Genomic DNA, 22,304 nt, shown 5'->3' with positions numbered 1-22,304 from the left:
GCCGAGCGGCGGGAAGTTGAAAGACGTGACGGACACCGACGTGCTGATCATCGGGGCGGGGATGGCGGGCCTGGCCGCCGCCCGGCGGGCCCAGCGCGACGGCGTCGACTTCCTGCTCCTGGAGGCGGGCGACCGCGTCGGCGGACGCGTGGCCACCGACGAGACCGACGGGTTCCTCCTGGACCGCGGCTTCCAAGTGGTCAACACGGCGTATCCACGACTCGCCGCCCTGGTCGACCTGGCAGCTCTGGACCTGGGCTGCTTTCGGTCCGGAGTGCTGGTCCGCCATGGAGACCGGCTGGAACGCTACGCCCACCCGCTGCGCGACCCGCGGGGCGTGCCGGGCATGCTGGAGTCGGCCGTCGGCGGTGTCGGCACCGTCACCGATCGGGTCCGGCTGGCCGCGATCATCGCCCGGTACGCCGCCCTGCCCCCGGCGCGGCTGCTGGACGAGCCGGAGACCACCACCGCCCAGGCGATGAGCGGGCTGTCCCCGGCGATGCTCGACGGTCTCGTCCGCCCGTACCTCACCGGGGTGTTCGCCGACCCGGAACTGGCCACCTCCAGCCACGTCCTCGCCATGATCGTGCGGTCGTTCGTCCACGGCCGCATCGGTCTGCCCCGTACGGGGGTGGGCGCGGTGCCGGCGGCGCTCGCCGCACCGCTGCCGGCCGAACGGATCCGGCTCCACACCCCCGTGGAGCGATTGAGCGGCACTACGGCGCACACCCCCTCCGGCCCGGTACGGGCACGCGTGGTGCTGGTCGCCACCGACCCGGTCACGGCCGCCCGGTTGCTGCCCGAGCTACCGGCACCGGTCATGCACGCGCTGACCACCGTCTACCACGCCGCGTCCGAACCCCCGCTGGAGGAGGCGACGCTCGTCCTGGACGCCGACGGGTTCGCCCGGCCCGGCGGCCCGTCGATCGCGAACACCGTCGTCGTCAGCAACGCCGTACCGGCCTACGCCCCGCCCGGCCGGCACCTGATCGCCACCACGGTCGCGGCGCCCGACGCCGACCACGCCGCGGTCAGGGCCGAGCTGGCGCGTGTGTACGGCACGGTGACCGGAGAATGGGAACATCTGGCGACCGTGCGGATCCCGCACGCGCTACCCGACGCGTCACCGCCCATGGACCGGCTACGCCGGCCGGTCGCGCTGGGCGACGGCCGGTATGTCGTCGGCGACCACCGCGACAGCCCGTCCGTGCAGGGTGCGCTCACCAGCGGTTGGCGGGCGGCCGCCGCGATCACCGCTCCGGATCGCCGAGGTCGGCGGTGACGCCGTAGTGGTCGCTGGCCTGGACGCCGTCGACCGGTTCGGCGAACAGTCGCCGGCAGTCGCGGATCGGCAGCGTGGGGCCGCCGTGCAGGCCGCAGCGTACGAGCACGTAGTCGATCCGCCCGAACGGCCAGTCTCCGTCCACCATGAGCGGGTTGTCGGGGGTGTAGGTGACGCCCGGCTCGTCCGGGTGGATCCGCTCCCAGGCGTCCCGGTAACAGACGCTCATCCCGTCCAGGGACTGGCGGCCCGTCCAGAACCGGATGCTCGCCGACTCGGGTGCCGCGTCGAGGTCCCCGGCCAGTACGACGTGCGGGTCCTGTCCGTCCGAGAGGTCGTCGATCAGGCGCGCGGCGGCGACGGCCTGGAGCTCGCGCTCGTACTCCATGTCCAGCCGCCAGCTGGGGAAGTGGTTGACGAACAGCAGCGGCCCGATCGGGTCCGGCGCCTCGATGCGCGCGGCCATTGTCGTGCAGGCGAACCCGGCCGTCCGCGGCGTGACGTTCAGGTCGGCCTCGCGCACCTCGCCGATCGGCCACCGGCTGCCGATCGCGATGGTCTGCCCGTCCGTCTCGCGGGCCGCACCGCGCGCGAGGTGATATCCCGGACCGAGCAGGTCGGCGGCCTGGTCGTACGCCGAGGTCTCGATCACTTCCTGGAAGGCCACGAGGTCGGGGTCGAGCTCGCCGATTCCCTTCTTGAGCACCTCTCGCCGCTGCGCCCAGTCTCCGCGCGTGCTCCAGAGGTTCATGGTCATCACCCGCATGAGCGAGCCGGTACCCGGCGTTCAGGCGATGATGCCCGAAGTTCGATCCGATAATGAGCTCGTGTCCGAGCAGATTCCCGATCACCTCGACTTCGTCGGCCCCGGCTGGCATCCGCTGCTGCTACGCCTGCACGAGCGACTGCTGGCCGTCAGCCCCACCTACCGCGTCCAGCAGGTCAAGGAGAAGTACGGCACCTTGCGCGTGCAGCTCTACACCGGCTTGCTGCGCCACCTGAACATGGGAAACACCGACTGGCCCGACCCCGGCCAGTCCGCACGCTACAAGGCGGAGGACGACGCGGCGAGGGAGCTCGTCCACGCCGCCGAGCGAGAGTCGGCCGGGATCTGTGAGTCCTGCGGCAACCCGGGCGCTCCCCGCGAGCGTGCCTGGATCAAAACCCTCTGCGACGACTGCGCCGGCTGCCGCTGAGCCTGGAGTCAGCCCCCGGAGCCGGGGCGTGGGGAGACGACCGGGCGTACGCGGCCCCGGCGGCGGTTGACGTAGGCGGCCACCACGGTTGCGGCGCCGAGGAGTAGCGACAGCAGGAGCGCGAGTTCGTCCTTGTGCACGTGGACGCGGTCGGCGATCTCCGGCCGGAGCAGGCCGTGCGGGTCGATGAGCATGCGCACCGGCACGCCCGTCGCGTGCGGCTGCCGGGAGCGGATCGGGTAGACCTTGCCGCCCGGGCAGTGGACGTCGAAGTCGTCACTCGTGCCGGCGTAGCGCTGCGCCGGGATCTCGCACGTCACCGTGTGGTCCATGGTGGCCAGCGCGATCGGCGTCGGCGCCATCATGACGGCGGCGCAGATGAGCCCGGCGCCCACCGCGCCGACGAGGCCGAAGTAGCCGCCGCCCACGATCGCCACGCCGATCGTGAAGAACCCGGCGGCGACGATCAGCAGCAGGGCCGCGAACACGACCGAGTGCGGCGGCAGGGTGTACAGCACGCCGCAGAGCAGGGTGAGCACCAGCGCGGACGCGATGAGACGCCCGCCGGTGGCCGCGCTGCCCGCGCGTCGTCGCCGCAGCGGCGTGCCCACCACGACGACGAGGCAGATCACCCCGAACGTGCCCAGGAGGACCGACGCCCCGACGGAGTCGGGGGACAGCGCCTCGATCAGCACGGTGCTCAGCAGCAGCGCGATCCCCAGCATGAGGAGACCGGCGGCCCACCAGGATCTACGCCTTTGCATCATGGCAGGACCCTACGGACCGTTCACCCAGGTTGGCGACCGATTCCCGGAGTCCCTGCCACGCCTCCTCCGTGTCGGGGGAACGGTCGTGCGGCGCGCGGAACCAGTCGACGTAGCAGGCCACCTCCTCGAGGTCCCAGCGGAGCCGGTACAGCGCGAGGGCGGAGGCGTCGACCGTACGGCCGGCGGCGTCGGCGTACCGTTCCAGGTCTTCCGGGCTCTCCGCGACCGACCACAGGTCGCGTTCGGGTGGCGCGAGGCCGACCGTGTCCCAGTCGACCAGCAGGTGACCGTCCTCGTACCGCAGGAGGTTGCCCGGGTGCGGCTCGCCGTGGGTGAGGACGGGCGCGCCGCCGCGCGTCCGCACGTCCTCGACCAGCCGGTCGAACTCCTCCAGCCGTCGCCGGATCGCCCGAGCGTGTCCGGCGAGCAGGGCTCTGGCGGGTTCGGCGAACGGCCCGGCCGCCCAGCCGATCGCGCCGTCCAGAGCGCTCCGCAGGAGGTCGCGCGTTGACAGCTCCAGGCCGAGCACCGGCGCCGACGCCGGAGGCGCCTGCCGATGCAACACGGCGAGCAGCTCCAGCACGGCGCCTCGCTCGGACTCGGTCCGCGGCCGGTCGAAGTCGCCGGACGTCCCGGCCAGGAACGGGAAGACGCTGACGGCGTACCGAGGGCCGAGCGGGCGTACGGTCTCGCCACCGGCGGCCGGCAGAGGCGCGACCACGAAGTCCAGGTCGCGCAGGGCCGCGGCGGTGTCCATGGCCGCACGCAGGTGCCGCAGCGCGGCGTGCGCGTCCGGCTCGCCCTTGAGCCGGAGGTCGGCGACGGTGACGAACCACTTCTCCCCGCCGCCGGCCGCGATCCAGTGGTGGTCGCCGAAACCGACCGGCGCGTACTCCAGCGACGTCGCACCGATGCCCCACGCGTCCAGTGCCCGGAGCAGCCGCTCCTCATCGAGGTCTTCCGGCCGTGCCCTCACGCCGGTCACGTTAGGCGGTCGCGGCCGCCTCCGCACCGCGATATCCGCCCGGACGGTTCACCGGGGCCCGCGGGCCCCGGTGAACGTCGTTACGAACCGGCCGTCGACCGTCGCATCCGTACGGCATGGGCGAAGGGTTCGGCGGCGCGGGCCAGGAGCGGCCCAGCGACGGCGAGGATGAGAACGTACGCCGCCGCGAGGGGGCCCAGACGTGAGTCGCCGCCGGCCGTGACGGCCAGGCCGGCGATGACGATGTTGAACTCCCCTCGGGGGACCAGCGCCGTCCCGGCGCGCAGGCGTCCCGTCGCCGCGACTCCGGCGCGGCGGGCGGCCAGCCATCCGGTGGCGGACTTGGTGAGGATGCCCGCCACCGCGAGCAGCGCGGCGATCCCGACGACGGGCGGTAGCTCGGTCGGGTCGGTGTGCAGGCCGAAGAACACGAAGAAGACGGCCGCGAACAGGTCGCGCAGCGGGGCGATGAGCTGCCGCGCGTCGTGCGCGAGCGGCCCCGACACCGCGATGCCGACGAGGAACGCGCCGACGGCCGCCGAGACCTGCAACTGCTGGGCGAGCCCGGCGACCAGCACGGTCAGTCCGAGGACCTTCAGCAGCAGGACCTCCTGGCTGGGGCTGGCCACGAAACGCTCCACGATCGTGCCGTGCCGCAGCGCCACGAACAGGATGACGCTGATGGTCCCCGCCGCGATCAGCAGCGTGAGCGTGCCGCCCAGCAGTCCGGCCCCGGCGAGCAGGGCGGTCAGGATCGGCAGGTACGCCGCCATGGCGAGGTCCTCGAAGACCAGGACCGACAGCACCGCGGGCGTCTCCCGGTTGCCCAGCCAGCCCAGGTCGCCGATGACCTTGGCGGTGATGCCCGAGGAGGTGACGCACGTGACGCCAGCCAGCGCCACGGCAGCCACCGGTCCCCAGCCGAGGAGTATCGCCGCGATCGCGCCCGGTGCGGCGTTGAGCGCGAGGTCGGCCAGGCCGACCGGCGCGGACGTGCGCAACGTGGCCACGAGTTCGTCGGGGGTGTACTCCAGGCCGAGCGTGAACAGCAGCAGGATCACGCCGACCTCGGCGCCGAGCGAGACGAACTCCTCGCTGGTCGTCAGCGGCAGGATTCCGCCGGAGCCGAACGCGAGGCCGGCCAGCAGGTAGAGGGGAATGGGGGAGATGGAGAACCGTACCGAGACGGCCCCCAGGAGCCCGAGGGCGAGGATGATGGCCCCGAGCTCGATCAGTTGACCCGTCATATGCGTCCGCGGCCTATCCCGTGGCGAGGACGTCGCCCGCGGCGGCGGTCCCCTCCGCGGTGCCGACCACGACGACGATGTCGCGAGCCTGGAAGCCGAAGTCCGGGCGCGGGCTGGCGACGACGTTCCCGTCGCGGACGACCGCGACGATGGAGGCGCCGGTCCGGGTCCGGATCTGGGCGTCGCCGAGCGTACGCCCGTCGTACGGGGAGCCCGCGGCGATCGGGATCTGCGAGCTGACCAGACCCTCGACCTGCCGGTGCAGTTCGGTCAGGCGTTCGACGATCCGCGCGGAGCCGAGCAGTTCGGCGAGCGCGTTGGCCTCCTCGACGGTGAGCGGCACCGTCAGCACGCACGTGTCGGGGTCGACACGGTCGTAGACGAGCAGGTCACGGCGGCCGTCGCGATGAGAGATCGCGCCGATCCGGCGGCCCTTGGCGGTGGTGAAGACGTGTTGCAGCCCGATTCCGGGCAGAGCGGTGCGTTCGACGTCCACGGCTGTTCCCTGTTTGGTTCGGTGGTGTTCCGCCTTGATGGCGGGTAGACGGCAGCCACGCCGGGCCCGTGGTGCGGGGCGGGCGAGGGCCGGTGAGAAGGCGGCTCGGCGAGCCGGTGTCAGCGCTGTTCCACGGGACGACTCCTCGCGGAACGTCCCAGGTCAGTACGCGTACGGAGGCGCGCGGCCGTCACGGGTGAACCGGCCGAGGGCGGTGGTCGTCACTCCGGTGCCGGGCGGGTTCGACCGGGCGCACATGACAGCGCCGGGCCGCGCGGCGGCCGGCAGGGCGGCGGCCGGGAGCGGCTTGCTCTCGGCGTTGTCCAGCCGGGGCGCGGCACCGGGCCGGAGCAGCGGGCAGGCGGCTCCCGTCACCGCCATCTCGGCCTTCGCCGGGGACGCGGCGGCCATGCCGCCGCCGGTCGAGATGAGGGCGGGGGTGAGGACCGCGCACAGGGCGAGCAGCAGTGCGACGGGCAGCGACACGGCCGGCCGCCGCCGGCGCGTACGGTCCTCCGTCACTGCCCCCGCCCTTCCGTCCTGCGGGATCACCCGCGGCGTCGCGCGGCGGTATGTCCCGATCGCCTACTCGCCGTCGAGCCTATAGCGAGCGTCCCGTCCGGCGTACGTGACGGCTCTGCGGAACCGACATGCCCAACATCTTGGGGTGGTGGCGCAAGGCAAACCCTAGATGTATGGTTCTGGCGTTGCTGGTTCACCAGGGACCGATGGGACCGGTGAGGCAAGAGGGAACCCGGTGTGAGTCCGGGACTGCCCCGCAGCGGTGAGCGGGAAACGACCGCCGTCAACGGCACTGGGCCGACGGGCCCGGGAAGCGACGGCCAGTAGGACGCGTCCGATGGGCGCGGCGCCCGCGAGTCCGAAGACCTGCCAGCGGCCCGTGCGCGCGAGCGTGCGGTCGTCCAGGCCTCGCGGGAGGGTCGGCGGCGAGTTCCGTCGTCGTGCGCGCCTTCTCGCGGAGCGGAAGTTCCCGAGGGAGAGAGCACGTGACACAAGAGCTCGTCGCGCCGACCACCCCCCTGCCGATCGCGGCCGAGGTCGAACGCGCCTGCGCCGGCCTGCCGGACGCCGATCCCCGGCGCGTCGGCGCCGCCGCGGACCTGGCCGAGGCCGCCCGGCAGGCCGCGTCCCTGGTGGTCACCGACCCGGTCTACTCGACCGTGGCCGCCCGGCTGCTGGCCCGGTCGATCGCCGAGGAGACGGGGCCGGTGACCTTCGCGGAGTCCGTCGCGGCGGCCTACGCCGAGGGCCTGCTGAACGAGCGGACCGCCGCGTTCGTCGCCGGCAGCGCGGCCGGCCTGAACGCCCTGGTCGACCACGACGCCGACGACCGGTTCACCTATTTCGGCCTGCGGACCGTGTACGACCGCTACCTGCTGCGGCATCCGGAGACGCGCCGCGTGCTGGAGCGTCCGCAGCACTTCCTCCTGCGCGTCGCGTGCGGGCTGGCCGACAGCGTGAGCGAGGCCGCCGAGCTGTACGGGCTGATGTCGCGGCTGGCGTACCTGCCGAGCTCGCCCACCCTGTTCAACTCCGGCGCCGCCCGTCCGCAGCTGTCCTCCTGCTTCCTGCTCGACTCACCGCGCGACGAGCTGGAGGCCATCTACGAGCGGTACGGGCAGGTCGCGCGGCTCAGCAAGTACGCGGGCGGCATCGGGATCTCCTGGAGCCGGGTCCGCAGCCGGGGTTCGCTGATCCGGGGCACGAACGGCCTGGCCAACGGCATCGTGCCGTGGCTGCGGACCCTGGACGCGAGCGTCGCGGCGGTCAACCAGGGCGGGCGTCGCAAGGGCGCCGCGTGCGTCTACCTGGAGCCCTGGCACGCCGACGTCGAGGAGTTCCTCGAACTGCGCGACAACACGGGCGAGGACGCGCGGCGTACGCACAACCTCAACCTGGCCAACTGGGTGCCGGACGAGTTCATGCGCCGGGTCGAGGCCGATGAGGTCTGGTCGCTGTTCGACCCCAAGGAGGTGCCGGAACTGGTCGACCTGTGGGGTGAGGAGTTCGACGTCGCGTACCGCGCGGCCGAGGCCGAGGGCCGGTTCGTCCGGCAGCTGCCGGCGCGGCGGCTGTACGGCGCGATGATGCGCACCCTCGCGCAGACCGGCAACGGCTGGATGACGTTCAAGGACGCGGCCAACCGCGCCTGCAACCAGACCGCCGAGCCCGGCAACGTCGTGCACCTGTCGAACCTGTGCACCGAGATCCTGGAGGTGACCTCCGACGGCGAGACCGCGGTGTGCAACCTCGGCTCCATCAACCTCGCCGCGCACGTGACCGGCGACGGCGTGGACTGGGCGGCACTGCGGACGACGGCCCGTACGGCCGTACGGTTCCTGGACCGTACGATCGACCGCGGCTTCTACCCGACGCCGGAGGCGGCCGAGGCGAACCGGCGGTGGCGGCCGGTCGGCCTGGGCGTGATGGGCCTGGCGGACGTGTTCTTCCGGCTCCGGCTGCCGTTCGACTCGCCCGAGGCGCTGGCGCTGTCGACGCGGATCGCCGAGGAGATCGCGCTCGCGGCGTACGGGGAGTCGGCGACGCTGGCCGCCGCGTACGGCCCGCACCCGTCCTACGACCGCACCCGCGCCGCCCGCGGCGTCCTGCACCCGGACCACTGGCCGGACGCCGCGCCGGTGCACCCCGAGGAATGGGACGCGCTGCGGGACTGGATCGGACAGGTGGGGCTGCGCAACTCGCTGCTGGTGGCGATCGCGCCGACCGCGACCATCGCCTCCATCGCGGGCTGCTTCGAGTGCATCGAGCCGCAGGTGTCCAATGTCTTCAAGCGCGAGACGCTGTCGGGGGAGTTCCTGCAGATCAACACCTACCTCGTGGCGGACCTGAAGGAGCGCGGCCTGTGGACGCCGCGGGTACGCGACGCCATCAAGCGCGCGGACGGCTCGGTGCAGGGCGTCGAGGAGCTGCCCGACGATCTGCGCGCCCTGTACCGGACCGCGTGGGAGCTGCCGCAGAAGGCGCTGATCGACCTGGCCGCCGCACGGACCCCGTACATCGACCAGTCCCAGTCGCTGAACCTGTTCATGGCGAGCCCGACCATCGGCAAGCTCTCGTCGATGTACGCCTACGCGTGGCGCTCGGGCCTGAAGACCACGTACTACCTGCGCTCACGCCCGGCCACCCGTATCGCGCAGACCACGGTGACCTCGGACACTGAGGCCGTCTTCTGCTCCCTGGAGAACCCCGAGACCTGCGAGGCGTGCCAATGACGCTGCTGGACCCCGGCATGGACCTGACGCTGCGGCCCATGCGTTATCCGGACTTCTACGACCGGTTCCGCGCGGCGATCCGCAACACCTGGACGGTGGAGGAGGTGGACCTGCACTCCGACCTCGCCGACCTGGCCCGGCTGACGCCCGAGGAGCTGCACCTGGTCAACCGGCTGGTCGCGTTCTTCGCCACCGGCGACACGATCGTGGCCAACAACCTGGTGCTGAACCTCTACGCCCACCTGAACGCCCCCGAGGCGCGCCTGTACCTGTCGCGGCAGCTGTTCGAGGAGGCGGTGCACGTCCAGTTCTACCTGACGCTGCTCGACACCTATCTGCCCGACCACGACGAGCGGGTCAGGGCGTTCGCGGCGGTGGAGAACATCCCCTCGATCCGCGACAAGGCGGAGTTCTGCTTCCGCTGGATCGACTCGCTCGGCGAGCTGCGGCAGCTGCGCACCAGGGCGGACCGGCGGGCGTTCCTGCTCAACCTGATCTGTTTCGCCGCGTGCATCGAGGGCCTGTTCTTCTACGGCGCCTTCGCCTATGTGTACTGGCTGCGCTCGCGCGGCCTGCTCAGCGGTCTGGCCTCCGGCACGAACTGGGTCTTCCGCGACGAGTCGATGCACATGGAGTTCGCCTTCAGCGTCGTGGACACCGTACGCGCCGAGGAACCGGAGCTGTTCGACGAGGAGCTGGCCGGGCAGGTGACGGCGATGCTGGAGGAGGCCGTCGCCGCCGAACTGGCCTTCGCCCACGACCTGTGCGGCGACGGCCTGCCCGGCATGAGCGCGGAGGACATGCACACCTACCTGCGCTACGTGGCCGACCAGCGACTCGCCCGGCTGGGCATGCCGCCGCGGTACGGCGCGGAGAACCCGTTCGCGTTCATGGAGCTGCAGGACGTGCAGGAGCTGTCCAACTTCTTCGAACGCCGGGTCTCGGCCTACCAGGTCGCCGTGGAAGGGACGGTCAGCCTCGACGAGGCGTTCTGAGGCCGAGCTCCAGGGGCGCCGGCGGAGGAGCTCATCGGTGTCATGATCCAGGCGGCGTCGCCCAGGGGCCGAGGGTGAAGCCGTCGCCTCGCCGCCGGACCTCCACGGCACCCGCGTCACCGGCGAAGTGTGCGGGAACCAGCAGCTCCCGTTGGTCGGCCGCGCGTTGGAGGACACGCAGGCGGCTCGCCACCGCTTGTTCCGGGTCCAGGCAGGCGTTGCTGTTGCGGCAGGGCCGGAGGATCTGCACCGGACTGTGCAGCAGGTCTCCGACGAAGACGGCCCTGTCGCCGCCGGAGGCGAGCCGCAGCACGGACGAGCCGGGCGTGTGGCCGGGCGCGGACTCCAGGGTGAGGTGCTCGTCGATGCGGTGGAGACCGTCCCAACGCACGGCCTGCCCGGCCCGGTGGACGGGCGCGATGCTGTCCTCGTAGATCAGGCGGCCGTCCGCCTGCGAGCCGTCGCCGTAGGCGCCTTCCGGGCCGAAGTGGAAGTCGTCGGCGGACGGGATGAGGTACTGGGCGTTGGCGAACGCCGGTACCCACTCCCCGTCCGCCTCGACGGTGTTCCCGCCGACGTGGTCGACGTGCAGGTGGGTGTTGACGACGACGTCGACGTCCTGCGGGCGGATGCCGGCCTTCGCCAGGCGGCCGAGAAGATCGCCCTGCCAGTGGTGGAACCGCGGCGAGCCCGGTCGTTCGCGCCCTTTGCCCACTCCGGTGTCGACCAGGACGGTCCGCCCGCCGCTGCGCAGTACCCAGGTCTGCAGCGCCACCACCGCCCGGTCGGTTTCCGGCTCCCAGTGGTCCGGCGCCAGCCAGTCCTCATTGTCCTTCCACACCTCGCCGGCGGTCTCCGCGAGGAAGCCGGAGACGGGCACGAACGGGCCCTGCCACTCCACGACCCGGATGACCTCGACATCGCCCAGCACGAGGCGGTGCACACTCTCGTTCGTCATGCACTCGACCGTAGGAAAGGTGGAAGAGCGTCTCAATGCGCATCTGGCTCACTGAGATACGCATCCGGCTCACAGACCATACGGAGGCTACAGTCCATGGATGGATGTGGTGAGCGACGCGATCTCCGCCGTGCGGCTGGGGCACCCCTCGTCCGAGCGGGTACGGATGAGCGGCAGCCGGTGCACGCGGCTGGAGCCGTTCGGCGGTGCGGGCTTTCACGTGGTGCTCAAGGGCGGTTGCCGGCTGCTTCCCGACGATGGTGCCCCGGTGTCCCTCGGCGTGGGTGACGCGGTGCTGCTGCCCCATGGCACCGGCCATGTGCTCACCGAACGGCCTCAGCGCGGCGAGACGGAGATCCTCTGCGGCCGGTACCGGCTCGACTGCAGCCGCATCCATCCGCTTCTGGCGGAGATGCCGCAGGTCGTCCACCTTCCCGGCCGCGTGGGCGGTCACCGGGAACTGCGCGCCGCGATCGACCTGCTCGCCGGTGAGCTGGACGAAAGGCTGCCCGGCTCCTGCGTCGCGCTGCCGCACCTGCTCGACCTGCTCCTCGTCTACATGATCCGCGCCTGGATGAGCGAGGCCACCAGCGGAGCCTGGCCACGCGTGCTGGGTGATCCGGTGACGGCCGGCGCCCTGCGGGCGCTGCACTCGGATCCGGCCGTCCCGTGGACCACCGAGCGCCTGGCCGCGGAGGTGAACGTCTCCCGCCCCACCCTCGCGCGCCGGTTCACCACCCTGGTCGGCCGCCCTCCGATGGCGTACCTCACGTGGTGGCGCGTCATCCTCACCGCCACCCTGCTCCGGGAGACGTCGGAGACCCTGGCCTCCATCGCCGGCCGGGTCGGTTACGGCAGCCCGTACGCACTCTCACACGCCTTCCAGCGGGAGTTCGGGACCACCCCGGGTCGGTACCGCAAGGCGGCACGCGGGGCGAGCGCACCACCGCCCCACGCCGAAATTGGTCCTTGATTGGCCGTTGAAATCGGACCTTATTGCGGGTACCAATTCCTGTCAGGCTGAGTGGCATGACAACGACAGCGACTCACTTCGACGGCCGGCTCCTCATGCCCGGCGACGCCGGTTACGACACCGCCCGTACCGTCTGGAACGCCATGATCGACCGGCGTCCCCGCATGATCGTCCGCGCGGCGAGCGTCGCCGACGTGGTCGCCGCCGTGCGGCTGGCCCGGGAACTGGACCTGGAGATCGGCGTGCGCTGCGGCGGCCACAACGCCGCCGGCTTCGCCGTGCCCGACGGTGGTCTCATGATCGACCTGACGCCCATGGGCGGTGTGCGGATCGACCCGGTCCGTCGCCGGGCCCGGGTGCAGGGCGGGGCACTGCTCGGTGCCCTGGACCGGGCGGCCCAGGCGTACGGCCTGGCCACCACCGCCGGCAACGTCTCGCACACCGGCGTCGGCGGGCTCACGCTCGGCGGCGGCATGGGCTGGCTGGCTCGCCAGCACGGCCTGGCCTGCGACAACGTCGTCTCCTACACGGTCGTCACCGCCGAGGGGGACGTGGTCACCGCGAGCCGCGACGAGAATCCCGACCTGTTCTGGGGGCTGCGCGGCGGGGGCGGCAACTTCGGCATCGTGACCGAGTTCGAGTTCGCGTTGCATCACACCGGCACGCGGACGCTGGTCGCCGAGTTCGACTTCCGCGCCGAGGACGCCGTCCCGGTCATCGAGCGCTGGCGCGACCTGAACGCCGTCGCGCCCCGGCAGGCGACGTTCACCGCCGCCGTCGACAGCGGTCCCGCCGGCCCGATCGCCACGGTGGGGTTCGTGTGGGTCGGCGACCCGGAGCAGGGCCGCCGGCTGCTTCCCTCGATGCGGGCGCTCGGGCGTCCCCTCGCGTCGCGCGTCACCACACCGTCCTACCTCGACCTCCAGCAGCGCAACGACACCACCGGGGGCCACGCCTACCGCCGCTACGCCAAGGGGCACTACCTGCGGCGATTCCCGACCGCGGCGATCGAGGCGTTCCTGCTGCGCGGCGGCACCGACCTGAGCTCCAGCCCGTACCTGCCGGGCGTCGACCTGCAGGCGCACGGCGGCGCGATCGCGGATGTCCCGGATGCGGACGCGGCGTTCAGCCACCGCGGCACGATGTTCGAGTTCGGCGCCGGCTCCCGCTGGACCGACCCGGCCGAGGACGACGCCAGGATGGGCGCCGCCCGCGCCGCCGGTGCGGCGCTCGAACCCTATGCGAGCGGGGTGTACGTCAACGCGTTGACGGCCGACGAACTGGCCGATGGGCGGCGCGGCGTACGGCGGGCGTACTCGGCCGCGAAGCTGGCCCGGCTGACCGCGGTGAAGACCGCGTACGACCCGGCCAACGTGTTCCACCTGAACCAGAACATCCGCCCGGCACGCTGACGCACACGTGCCGCTGCGCGGGATCAGGATCCCCGTACCTCCCGGATGGCCGTCGCCAGCAGCGCGACCCCCTCGGCGATGGCGGTCTCGCCAAGGGGGGCGTAGCCGAAGATGAGGCCACCCGGTCCGGTGCCGGCGATCCGGTACGGGCCGACGCCCTTGATGCCGAGCCCGTGCCGGGCGGCGGCCGTCACCACCGCCGCCTCCTCGAGGTCGGGCGGGAGCCAGGCGACCACATGCTGCCCGGCGGCGATCCCGGCCGGTTCCAGATCGGGCAGGTGAGTGCGCAGGGCGCCCAGCAGCGCGTTACGGCGGCGGCGGTACACCGGACGCATCCGGCGCAGGTGGCGGTCGAACTCGCCGCGCGTGAGGAAGTCGGCGAACGTCAACTGCTCGATGACCGGCGAACCGCGGTCGGCGAGCACCTTCGCCGCGGCGACGTCGGCGACCAGCTGGGGAGGCACCACCATCCAGCCGAGCCGCAACCCCGGCGCGAGCGTCTTGCTGGCCGTACCGCAGTAGACGATATGGTCGGGCGCCAGGCCCTGCATGGCGCCCACCGGCGACCGGTCGTAGCGGTACTCCGCGTCATAGTCGTCCTCGACCACGATCGCGCCGCGGTGCTTCGCCCAGCGGATCACCTCGGCCCTCGCCGTAGCCGACAGCACTCCCCCGGTGGGCCACTGGTGCGACGGCGTGAGCACGACCGCATCGGCGTCGGCCCGATGGAGCGCATCGACCTGGACGCCGTCCGGACCCACCGGGATGCCGACCACGTCCAGACCGGCGGCCGCGGCCAGCACCCGGGCGTCGTCGTCGGACGACGGGTCTTCCAGGGCGATCCGTCTGGCGCCGTGCAGGGCGAGCACCTGGATCAGCAGCGAGATGGCCTGCGCGTAGCCGTTGCAGATCACCACGTTGTCCGGGACGGACGAGGTGCCGCGCACCCGGTTGTGGTAGTCGCACAGGGCCTCGCGCAGTTCCGGCACGCCCCGCCCGTCGAGGTAGGCGAACCGGTCGTTGGGCGTGGTCGCGAGCACGGTGCGGATCGAGCGCAGCCAGGCCGCCCGCGGGAACTGCGACACGTCGGTGCGCCCGTACCCGAAGTCGATCCTGAAGCCGGCTCTGCGCGCGGCCGGCCGCACCGTCGAAGCCGTGGAGCCCGCGTCGGCGGCGACCGGCGGCATCGACGCGGCGACCTGGGTGTACCCGCCCGATCGGCTGGCGAGGTAGCCCTCGGCCACGAGCTGCTGGTAGGCCTCCACGACCACCCCGCGGGAAACCCCGAGGCCGGCCGCGAGGGCGCGGGTGGGTGGCAGCGACGCGCCCGTTCGCAGCCGACCCGCCCGAATGCTCGCGCGGATGGACGCCTCGATCTGCCGGTGCAGAGGCACCCCGCCATCGCGGTTCAGCTCGATGAGCAGGTCCTCGGCCAGCCCTGAATTGGTACCCGATCGGCCCACGGAATCGGACCTTATCGGCGTGACCGATTCCTGCCAAGGTGAGCTGACCTGCAGACGTACTGAAGGGATTGGAAACGTGAGTAAGACCGTGCTGTACATGTCGATGTCGGTGGACGGGTTCATCGCCGGGCCGAACGCGGGGCCGGGCAACGGGCTCGGTGACAAAGGGGAGCGGCTGCACGAGTGGTTTCTGCCGGATGCCGACGCCGAGCACAGAACGGGCAGCCACCTGGCGGGCGTGAACCGTGAGGTCATGGACGAGGCCATGGCCACCGGGGCGGTCGTCGTCGGCCGGCGGACGTTCGAGCTCGCCGACGGCTGGGGCGGCGACCATCACGACGGCGTGCCGATCTTCGTCCTGAGCCGCCGTCAGCCCGATCCCAAGCCGCGATGGCCCGGGGTCACCTATGTGAGCGACGTCGCGGCCGCGGTGGGTATGGCCAAGGACGCGGCCGGTGACAAGGACGTACTGGTCCACGGAGCCCGTACCGCTCAGTTGGCACTCGCCGCCGGCGTCCTCGACGAACTGCAGATTCACCTGGTCCCGGTCCTCCTCGGACAGGGTGAACCGCTCTTTGACGACATGCCACCCGACCACATCGAGCTCGAACTGCTCCGCGACGTGGACGGGCCGGGTGTGACGCACCTGCGCTACCGCGTGAGGACGGCTGGCTGAGGCGATGGCGATCATCCGGCTGTACATGACCATGTCCCTGGACGGCTACGTCACCGGGCCGCAGGACAGCCCGGACACCCCGATGGGCGTCGGCGGGTTCCGGCTCTTCAACTGGCTCGACCGGCGCAACGACCCGGGACCGAACGGACAGGTGAAAGCCGAGGCGCTGGCCACCCGCGCCCTCATCTCCGGCCGCCGCACCTACGAGCACGCCGACCGCTGGCAGGGCGACCACCACGACGGCGTCCCGATCTTCGTCCTGACCCACGACGTGCCGGACGATCCGCCGCCGGGCAGCGTCCGCTACGTCACCGACGTCCGCGAGTGCGCCGCACAGGCCCGCGCGGCGGCCGGAGACGGCGACGTGATGGTGCACGGTGCCGGGGCGGGGCAGGCGCTGCTGCGGGCAGGGCAGCTCGACGAACTGGAACTGCACGTCGTACCGGTCCTGCTCGGGCAGGGACGAAGGCTGTTCGACGACCTGCCCGCCGAGCACATCGAGCTCGACGCGGTCCGCCGGTTGACCACTCCCCAGGTCGAGGATCTCGCGCGGCACGTCACGCACCTGCGCTACCGCATCCGAACGACATGCTGATCAGATGAGCGCGCGGACCCCGGCGGCGATCTCCAGGTCCTCGCGCGAGGTGACGACGAAGGCGCGTACGGGGGCGCCGGTGTGGCCGATCTCGGCGTCGGTGGTGTCCTCGCGCGCCGGGTCGAGTGCGACGCCGAGGAAGCCCAGCCCCTCCGCCGCACGGCGGCGTACCCCTGTCGCGTGCTCGCCGACGCCGCCGGTGAACACCAGCGTGTCCAGCCCGCCGAGCGCGGCGGCCATCGCGGCGACGCCGGCGCGCAGGCGGTGCAGGTACACCTCCAGGCCGAGGCCCTCGCCGATCTCGCGCATGTCGGCGGTGCCGGTGAGGGCGAGCAGCCCGGATCGGTGTTCGAGGGTGTCGGCGAGTTCGCCGGGCGCGAGGCCCGTGCGCTCCTGGAGCCAGAGCAGCAGGCCGGGGTCGACGCTGCCGGACCGGGTCGCCATGACCAGGCCCTCCAGCGGGGTGAAGCCCATGGTCGTGTCGACGGAGCGTCCGTGCGCCACCGCGCACAGGGAGGCGCCGGCGCCCAGGTGACAGACGACGAGCCGCTCCGGCACATGGCCGAGCAGCTCGGCGACGCGCCGGGTGGCATAGGCGTGAGAGAGCCCGTGGAAGCCGTACCGCCGGATGCCGTACTTCTCCCGCCACGCGGCGGGCAGCGCGTACGTCGCCGCGGCCTCGGGCAGGTGGGCGTGGAAGGCGGTGTCGAAACAGGCCACCTCGGGGACGCCGGGCCGCACCGCGCGTACGGCGTCGATGCCGTGCAGGGACTTGGGCTGATGCAGGGGCGCCAGCTCGGTCAGGGCGCGGAGACGCGCCTCGACGTCGTCGTCGATCAGGACCGGGTCGGTGAACTCCGCGCCGCCGTGGACGACGCGGTGCCCGATGGCGTCCGGCGCGGGCAGGTCGCGCAGGTCGTCCAGGCCGGCGGGCCGGGCGAGGACGGTGTCGTCGTGGTCGAGCAGGCTGAGTTTCAGGCTGGACGACCCGGCGTTGACCACGAGGATCCGCACGTGCGCTCCTCTCTCAGTCGGTGGTGGGCCAGGTCCAGCCGGAGATCTCCGGCATGTCCTCGCCGTGTTCGCGGGTGTACGCGCGAGCACGCAGCCGCGCGTCGGCCATCTCCTGCCGGACGTTCGCCACCCGGCCTCCGAGGGAGGGGACCCGGTCGATGACGTCCATGACGAGATGGAACCGGTCGAGGTCGTTGAGCATGACCATGTCGAACGGCGTCGTGGTGGTGCCCTCCTCCTTGTAGCCGCGGACATGGAGGTGATGGTGCCCGGTGCGCCGGTAGGTGAGGCGATGGATCAGGTACGGGTAGCCGTGGAAGGCGAAGATCACCGGCCGGTCGACGGTGAAGATCGCGTCGTACTCCCGGTCGGAGAGCCCGTGGGGGTGTTCGGTGTCGGGTTGCAGGCGCATCAGGTCGACGACGTTGACGACCCGCACCCGCAGGCCGGGGAAGTACCGCCGGAGCAGGTCCACGGCGGCGAGCGTCTCCAGCGTCGGGATGTCGCCCGCGCAGGCGAGCACGACGTCGGGGTCGGTGCCATTGTCCGTGCTGGCCCACTCCCAGATGCCGATGCCGCGGGTGCAGTGCAGGATCGCGTCCTCCGGCGACAGCCAGTCGAGCGCCGGCTGCTTGCCCGCGACGACGACGTTGACGTAGTCGCGGGAGCGCAGGCAGTGGTCCATCGTCGACAGCAGTGTGTTCGCGTCCGGCGGCAGGTAGACCCGGACGACCTCGGGCTTCTTGTTCATCACGACGTCGAGGAAGCCGGGGTCCTGGTGGGTGAAGCCGTTGTGGTCCTGGCGCCAGACGTGCGAGGACAGCAGGTAGTTCAGCGACGCGACCGGCCGCCGCCAGGGGATCTTCCGGGTGGTCTCCAGCCACTTGGCGTGCTGGTTGAACATCGCGTCGACGATGTGGATGAACGCCTCGTAGGAGTTGAACAGGCCGTGCCGTCCGGTCAGCAGGTAGCCCTCCAGCCAGCCCTGGCACAGGTGCTCGCTCAGCACCTCCATGACCTGGCCGTGCGGACCGAGGTGCTCGTCCACCTTGAGGACGTCGGCCGCCCAGACCCGGTCGGTGACCTCGAACACCGCCGACAGCCGGTTCGAGGCGGTCTCGTCCGGCCCGGTGATGCGGAAGTTGTCCCGGTTCGCGGCGACGACGTCGCGCAGGTACGCGCCGAGGGCGCGGGTCGGCTCGGTGGACTTGGTGCCGGGCGCGTCGACCGCGACGGTGTAGGCGCGAAAGTCCGGCAGCTCCAGGTCGCGCAGCAGCAGGCCGCCGTTCGCGTGCGGATTCGCGCTCATCCGCCGGTCGCCGGCCGGCGGCGCCGCCAGCACGCCCGCGACCGGCCGCCCGTCGGCGTCGAACAGCTCCTCGGGCCGGTACGACCGCAGCCACGCCTCCAGCTCCGCCAGGTGCGCCGGGTTGTCCCGTACGCCCGCGAGCGGCACCTGGTGGGCCCGCCAGGTGCCCTCGACCGGCAGTCCGTCGACCTCCTTCGGGCCGGTCCAGCCCTTCGGCGTCCGCAGCACGATCATCGGCCACCGCGGCCGCCCGGTGGCGCCCGTCTCCCGTACCTGCCGCCGGATCGCGAGGATCTCGCCGATCGCCTCGTCCAGCGCCTCCGCCATCCGCCGGTGCATCACCGCCGGGTCGTCGCCGCTCACGATGATCGGGTGGTGCCCGTACCCCTCCAGCAGCGCTTCGAGCTCCCGTTCCGGGATGCGCGCGAGCACGGTGGGATTGGCGATCTTGTAGCCGTTCAGGTGCAGGATCGGCAGGACCGCGCCGTCCTTCGCCGGGTCGAGGAACTTGTTGGAGTGCCAGCTCGCCGCCAGCGGCCCGGTCTCGGCCTCGCCGTCGCCGATGATGCAGGCCACGATCAGGTCGGGGTTGTCGAAGGCCGCGCCGTACGCGTGCGCGAGCGAGTAGCCGAGCTCGCCGCCCTCGTGGATGGAGCCCGGCGTCTCGGGCGCGACGTGGCTGGGGATGCCGCCGGGGTAGGAGAACTGCCGGAACAGCCGCGCCATCCCGGCCGTGTCCTGGGAGACGTGCGGGTACACCTCCGAGTAGGTGCCCTCCAGCCACGCGTTCGCGACCGCCGCCGGGCCGCCGTGCCCCGGCCCCATGATGTAGATCATGTCCAGGTCGCGCGCGGTGATGACGCGGTTGAGGTGGGCGTAGCAGAAGTTGAGGCCCGGCGAGGTGCCCCAGTGCCCGAGCAGCCGGGGCTTGATGTCCTCCCGGCGCAGCGGCTCACGCAGCAGCGGGTTCGCGCGCAGGTAGATCTGGCCCGCGGACAGGTAGTTCGCGGCACGCCACCAGGCGTCGATCGGCCGGATCTCCTCATCGGTGAGCATCGCGGGTTCCCCTCATCTCGGCATCAGGTCAGTGCCCTACCCGGTCGGGACGGTCCGGACCGGGCCGGCACCAAGCCCACCATCCGGCGGCCGGACGAGGTGAGGGACGAAGGTCCCGTCGCGGGGGTGTCCTCCGGCGCTCAGTCCTCCGAAGGAGCCGGGGACTCGGACGCGCGAAGCCGGGTGATGAGGGTCGCGGCCTGCGTACGGCGGCGCAGGTCGAGCTTGGTGAAGATGCTGGAGACGTAGTTCTTGACGGTCTTCTCGGCCAGGAAGAGGCGTTCGCCGATCTGCCGGTTGGTCAGGCCGTCGCCGATCAGATCGAGGATCCGGCGTTCCTGCTCGGTCAGGGCGGCGAGCGGGTCCTCGCGCGGGCGTTCGCGCAGGCGCCGCATCACCAGCGTGGTGCTGCGCGCGTCGAGGAGCGACTCGCCGGCCGCGACCGTACGGACGGCGCCGACCAGGTCCGACCCGTGGATCTGCTTGAGCACGTACCCGGCGGCCCCGGCCATCACCGCGTCGATCAGCGCCTCCTCGTCGGAGAAGGAGGTGAGCATCAGGCACGCGAGCTCGGGCATCCGGGACCGCAGCTCCCGGCACACGGACACGCCGTCGCCGTCCGGGAGCCGTACGTCCAGCACGGCGACGTCGGGCCGCAGAGCCGGGACGCGGGCCAGCGCGGACTCCGCGGTGCCGGCCTCGCCCACGACCTCGATGTCGGGCTCGGACTCCAGCAGCGCGGCGACCCCACGCCGTACGACCTCATGGTCATCGAGGAGGAAGACCTTGATGGGGGTGGTCATGCCACGACGGTAGGACAATGGGGGCCCGTGCGTGGAGAGGAGTACGGCTCCGTGTCCGTCCCGAACCCGCCGGGCGAGGATCGCGCTCGCCCGGTGCTCCCTCAGCTGCGGCTCGACGACCTGCTCACCGAGCTGCAGAGCCGGCTCGCGACCGTGCTGACCACGCGCGACCGGATGCACGGACTCCTCGAGGCCATCGTGTCGATCGGCGGCGACCTGGACCTGGCGACCGTGCTGCGCAGCATCGTCGAGGCGGCCACCACGCTGGTGGACGCCCGGTACGGCGCGCTCGGCGTGATCGGGGAGGACGACGGCCTGGTGCAGTTCATCACGGTCGGCGTGACGCAGGAGCAGATCGACGCCCTGGACCACTGGCCGCACGGCCTGGGCATCCTGGGCCTGCTCATCAAGCAGCCGCGGCCGATCCGCCTGGCCGACCTGAGCAAGCACCCGGAGTCCTACGGCTTCCCGGCGAACCACCCGCCGATGCGCCGGTTCCTCGGCGTCCCCATCCGGGTGCGCGAGGAGGTGTTCGGCAACCTCTACCTCACCGAGAAGGCCGACGGCGAGGAGTTCGACGACGAGGACGAGAGCGTCGTCTCGGCGCTCGCCACCGCCGCCGGCGTGGCGATCGAGAACGCCCGGCTCTACCAGGAGGCGCGCCGTCGCGAACGCTGGCTGGAGGCCAACGCCGAGGTGTCCACGGCGCTGCTGTCGGGCACCGAGCCGGACGAGGTCCTGCACCTGGTGGTGCGGCGGGCCCGGGAGATCTGTGACGCCGAGCTCGCGACGGTCGCACTCGCGCACGAGGCGACGGAGGAGCTGGAGGTCAGGGCCGCCGACGGCCGGCACGCCGATGAGTTCCGGCACCTGCGGACACCGTTCGACGACACGCTCGCCGGGCGGGTCTACCGTACGGGCACGTCACTGGCGTCGCTCGACGCCGGCGACGAGGCTCTGGGGCCGGTCCTGGTCGTGCCGCTGGGCGCCGGAACGGCCGCGCGCGGCGTGCTGTCGGTGGCCAACGCGCCGGGCGAGGTGCCGTTCGCCGAGCCTGTACGCCGGCTGCTGGAGACCTTCGCGGCGCAGGCGGCCATCGCCCTGGAACTGGCCGAACGCCGCCGGGACGTCGAGCGGCTGGTCGTCTTCGAAGACCGCGACCGCATCGCCAAGGACCTGCACGACACGGTCATCCAGCGGCTGTTCGCCATCGCCATGACGCTGATGAGCGCCATCAAGATCACCAAGAAGCCCGACGTCGCGGTCCGGGTGCAGCGGGCCGTCGACGACCTGGACGACACGATCCGGCAGATCCGCTCGACCATCTTCGCGCTGCAGACCTCGGCCGATGACGAGCCGGCCCTGCGGGCACGCCTGTTCGGCGTCATCGACGGCGCGGGCGAGAGCCTGGGGTTCGCGCCCGCCGTACGGCTCGACGGGCTGCTGGACACGGTGGTCGACGAGGCGACCGGCGACCACCTCATCGCGGTCCTGCGCGAGGCCCTGTCGAACGTCGCGCGCCACGCGCGCGCGTCGCGGGTGGACGTGACCGTCGCCGCCGGTTCCGACCTGCTGCTGCGGGTCGCCGACGACGGCGTCGGCCTCGGCGCGACCGGCCGGCGCAGCGGCCTGGCGAACCTCGACGACCGCGCGCGGCGGCTCGGCGGGACGTTCGACGTCCGTGCGGGGGAGACCGGCGGGACGGTCCTGGAGTGGCGCGTGCCGCTCAGCTCCTGACGATGGTGGCGGGACCAAGGTCCCGCGCGCACCGTTTCCTTCGCCTCTGCGGTGCGCGGGCTCCCTGGCGTTGGGTGAGGGCAGCC

20 protein-coding genes and 1 riboswitch are annotated in these 22,304 nt (G+C 72.1%); of the genes, 9 read left to right on the top strand and 11 right to left on the bottom strand.

Annotated features, from left to right (window positions below; translation table 11 throughout):
* Positions 1-25 precede the first annotated feature (25 nt).
* The gene (locus tag QSK37_RS43070; protein WP_285633226.1) at positions 26-1,282 is read left to right on the top strand and encodes an FAD-dependent oxidoreductase; all 1,257 of its coding nucleotides are present in this window, start codon (positions 26-28) and stop codon (positions 1,280-1,282) included.
* Here QSK37_RS43070 and QSK37_RS43065 read toward each other — a convergent pair.
* Complete coding sequence (locus QSK37_RS43065) at positions 1,251-2,033, bottom strand: endonuclease/exonuclease/phosphatase family protein (RefSeq protein ID WP_285633223.1); 783 nt, start codon at positions 2,031-2,033, stop codon at positions 1,251-1,253. The two genes, QSK37_RS43070 and QSK37_RS43065, sit on opposite strands and share 32 nt — an antisense overlap.
* A gap of 76 nt (positions 2,034-2,109) precedes the next feature.
* Between QSK37_RS43065 and QSK37_RS43060 the strand changes: the two genes are divergently transcribed.
* A complete protein-coding gene (locus QSK37_RS43060; protein WP_285633221.1) occupies positions 2,110-2,478 on the top strand; it encodes a hypothetical protein in 369 nt (122 codons plus the stop codon).
* 8 nt (positions 2,479-2,486) lie between these two features.
* Here the strand turns inward: QSK37_RS43060 and QSK37_RS43055 are convergent, their stop codons facing one another.
* The 5 genes from QSK37_RS43055 to QSK37_RS43035 form a co-directional block, all read right to left on the bottom strand.
* Complete coding sequence (locus tag QSK37_RS43055) at positions 2,487-3,245, bottom strand: hypothetical protein (RefSeq protein WP_285633219.1); 759 nt, start codon at positions 3,243-3,245, stop codon at positions 2,487-2,489.
* The gene (locus QSK37_RS43050) at positions 3,229-4,221 is read right to left on the bottom strand and encodes a phosphotransferase (RefSeq protein ID WP_285633216.1); all 993 of its coding nucleotides are present in this window, start codon (positions 4,219-4,221) and stop codon (positions 3,229-3,231) included. The genes QSK37_RS43055 and QSK37_RS43050 overlap by 17 nt, the downstream gene beginning before the upstream one ends.
* Positions 4,222-4,310: 89 nt before the next feature.
* Positions 4,311-5,477: a cation:proton antiporter gene (locus QSK37_RS43045; RefSeq protein WP_285575156.1), complete on the bottom strand. Its 1,167-nt coding sequence runs from the start codon at positions 5,475-5,477 to the stop codon at positions 4,311-4,313.
* A gap of 13 nt (positions 5,478-5,490) precedes the next feature.
* On the bottom strand, positions 5,491-5,973 hold the full coding sequence (locus QSK37_RS43040) for a cation:proton antiporter regulatory subunit (protein ID WP_285575158.1): 483 nt from the start codon (positions 5,971-5,973) through the stop codon (positions 5,491-5,493).
* 162 nt (positions 5,974-6,135) lie between these two features.
* Entirely contained in the window at positions 6,136-6,495 is a 360-nt protein-coding gene (locus QSK37_RS43035; protein WP_285633213.1) for a hypothetical protein, read from the bottom strand.
* Between the two features lie 172 nt (positions 6,496-6,667).
* Positions 6,668-6,883: riboswitch (cobalamin riboswitch) on the top strand.
* A gap of 97 nt (positions 6,884-6,980) precedes the next feature.
* Here QSK37_RS43035 and QSK37_RS43030 point away from each other — a divergent pair.
* Both QSK37_RS43030 and QSK37_RS43025 read left to right on the top strand, forming a co-directional pair.
* Positions 6,981-9,227, top strand: coding sequence for a ribonucleoside-diphosphate reductase subunit alpha (locus QSK37_RS43030; protein WP_285633210.1), 2,247 nt, complete (start codon positions 6,981-6,983; stop codon positions 9,225-9,227).
* Positions 9,224-10,222 (top strand): ribonucleotide-diphosphate reductase subunit beta, encoded by a 999-nt coding sequence (locus QSK37_RS43025; RefSeq protein ID WP_285633206.1) that lies wholly within the window; start codon positions 9,224-9,226, stop codon positions 10,220-10,222. The genes QSK37_RS43030 and QSK37_RS43025 overlap by 4 nt, the downstream gene beginning before the upstream one ends.
* A 40-nt stretch (positions 10,223-10,262) precedes the next feature.
* Here the strand turns inward: QSK37_RS43025 and QSK37_RS43020 are convergent, their stop codons facing one another.
* The gene (locus tag QSK37_RS43020; protein WP_285633203.1) at positions 10,263-11,180 is read right to left on the bottom strand and encodes an MBL fold metallo-hydrolase; all 918 of its coding nucleotides are present in this window, start codon (positions 11,178-11,180) and stop codon (positions 10,263-10,265) included.
* A gap of 100 nt (positions 11,181-11,280) precedes the next feature.
* On the opposite strand from QSK37_RS43020, the gene QSK37_RS43015 reads away from it, so the two are divergent.
* Positions 11,281-12,153: an AraC family transcriptional regulator gene (locus QSK37_RS43015; protein ID WP_285633200.1), complete on the top strand. Its 873-nt coding sequence runs from the start codon at positions 11,281-11,283 to the stop codon at positions 12,151-12,153.
* A 56-nt stretch (positions 12,154-12,209) separates the two neighbouring features.
* Positions 12,210-13,565, top strand: a complete 1,356-nt coding sequence (locus tag QSK37_RS43010; protein WP_285633197.1) for an FAD-binding oxidoreductase — start codon at positions 12,210-12,212, stop codon at positions 13,563-13,565.
* Positions 13,566-13,588: 23 nt separating this feature from the next.
* On the opposite strand, the gene pdxR is transcribed toward QSK37_RS43010, so the two are convergent.
* Complete coding sequence (gene pdxR / locus QSK37_RS43005) at positions 13,589-15,028, bottom strand: MocR-like pyridoxine biosynthesis transcription factor PdxR (protein WP_285633194.1); 1,440 nt, start codon at positions 15,026-15,028, stop codon at positions 13,589-13,591.
* A gap of 76 nt (positions 15,029-15,104) precedes the next feature.
* Between pdxR and QSK37_RS43000 the strand changes: the two genes are divergently transcribed.
* Together QSK37_RS43000 and QSK37_RS42995 are read left to right on the top strand one after the other, a co-directional pair.
* Entirely contained in the window at positions 15,105-15,704 is a 600-nt protein-coding gene (locus QSK37_RS43000) for a dihydrofolate reductase family protein (RefSeq protein WP_285633192.1), read from the top strand.
* Between the two features lie 4 nt (positions 15,705-15,708).
* Positions 15,709-16,299: a dihydrofolate reductase family protein gene (locus tag QSK37_RS42995; protein ID WP_285633190.1), complete on the top strand. Its 591-nt coding sequence runs from the start codon at positions 15,709-15,711 to the stop codon at positions 16,297-16,299.
* Here QSK37_RS42995 and QSK37_RS42990 read toward each other — a convergent pair whose 3' ends face one another.
* The 3 genes from QSK37_RS42990 to QSK37_RS42980 form a co-directional block, all read right to left on the bottom strand.
* Complete coding sequence (locus QSK37_RS42990) at positions 16,300-17,313, bottom strand: acetate/propionate family kinase (protein ID WP_285633188.1); 1,014 nt, start codon at positions 17,311-17,313, stop codon at positions 16,300-16,302.
* Positions 17,314-17,326: 13 nt separating this feature from the next.
* Positions 17,327-19,678 (bottom strand): phosphoketolase family protein, encoded by a 2,352-nt coding sequence (locus QSK37_RS42985; protein ID WP_285633186.1) that lies wholly within the window; start codon positions 19,676-19,678, stop codon positions 17,327-17,329.
* Between the two features lie 140 nt (positions 19,679-19,818).
* The gene (locus QSK37_RS42980; RefSeq protein WP_285633183.1) at positions 19,819-20,481 is read right to left on the bottom strand and encodes a response regulator; all 663 of its coding nucleotides are present in this window, start codon (positions 20,479-20,481) and stop codon (positions 19,819-19,821) included.
* A gap of 51 nt (positions 20,482-20,532) precedes the next feature.
* On the opposite strand from QSK37_RS42980, the gene QSK37_RS42975 reads away from it, so the two are divergent.
* Positions 20,533-22,218, top strand: coding sequence for a sensor histidine kinase (locus QSK37_RS42975; RefSeq protein ID WP_285633182.1), 1,686 nt, complete (start codon positions 20,533-20,535; stop codon positions 22,216-22,218).
* Positions 22,219-22,304: the final 86 nt, after the last annotated feature.

It is taken from the genome of Actinoallomurus iriomotensis, assembly GCF_030269445.1.
GTDB lineage: Bacteria > Actinomycetota > Actinomycetes > Streptosporangiales > Streptosporangiaceae > Actinoallomurus > Actinoallomurus iriomotensis.
The sequence above is the reverse complement of the archived record's forward strand: the minus strand, read 5'-3'. Positions and strand labels throughout refer to the sequence as shown.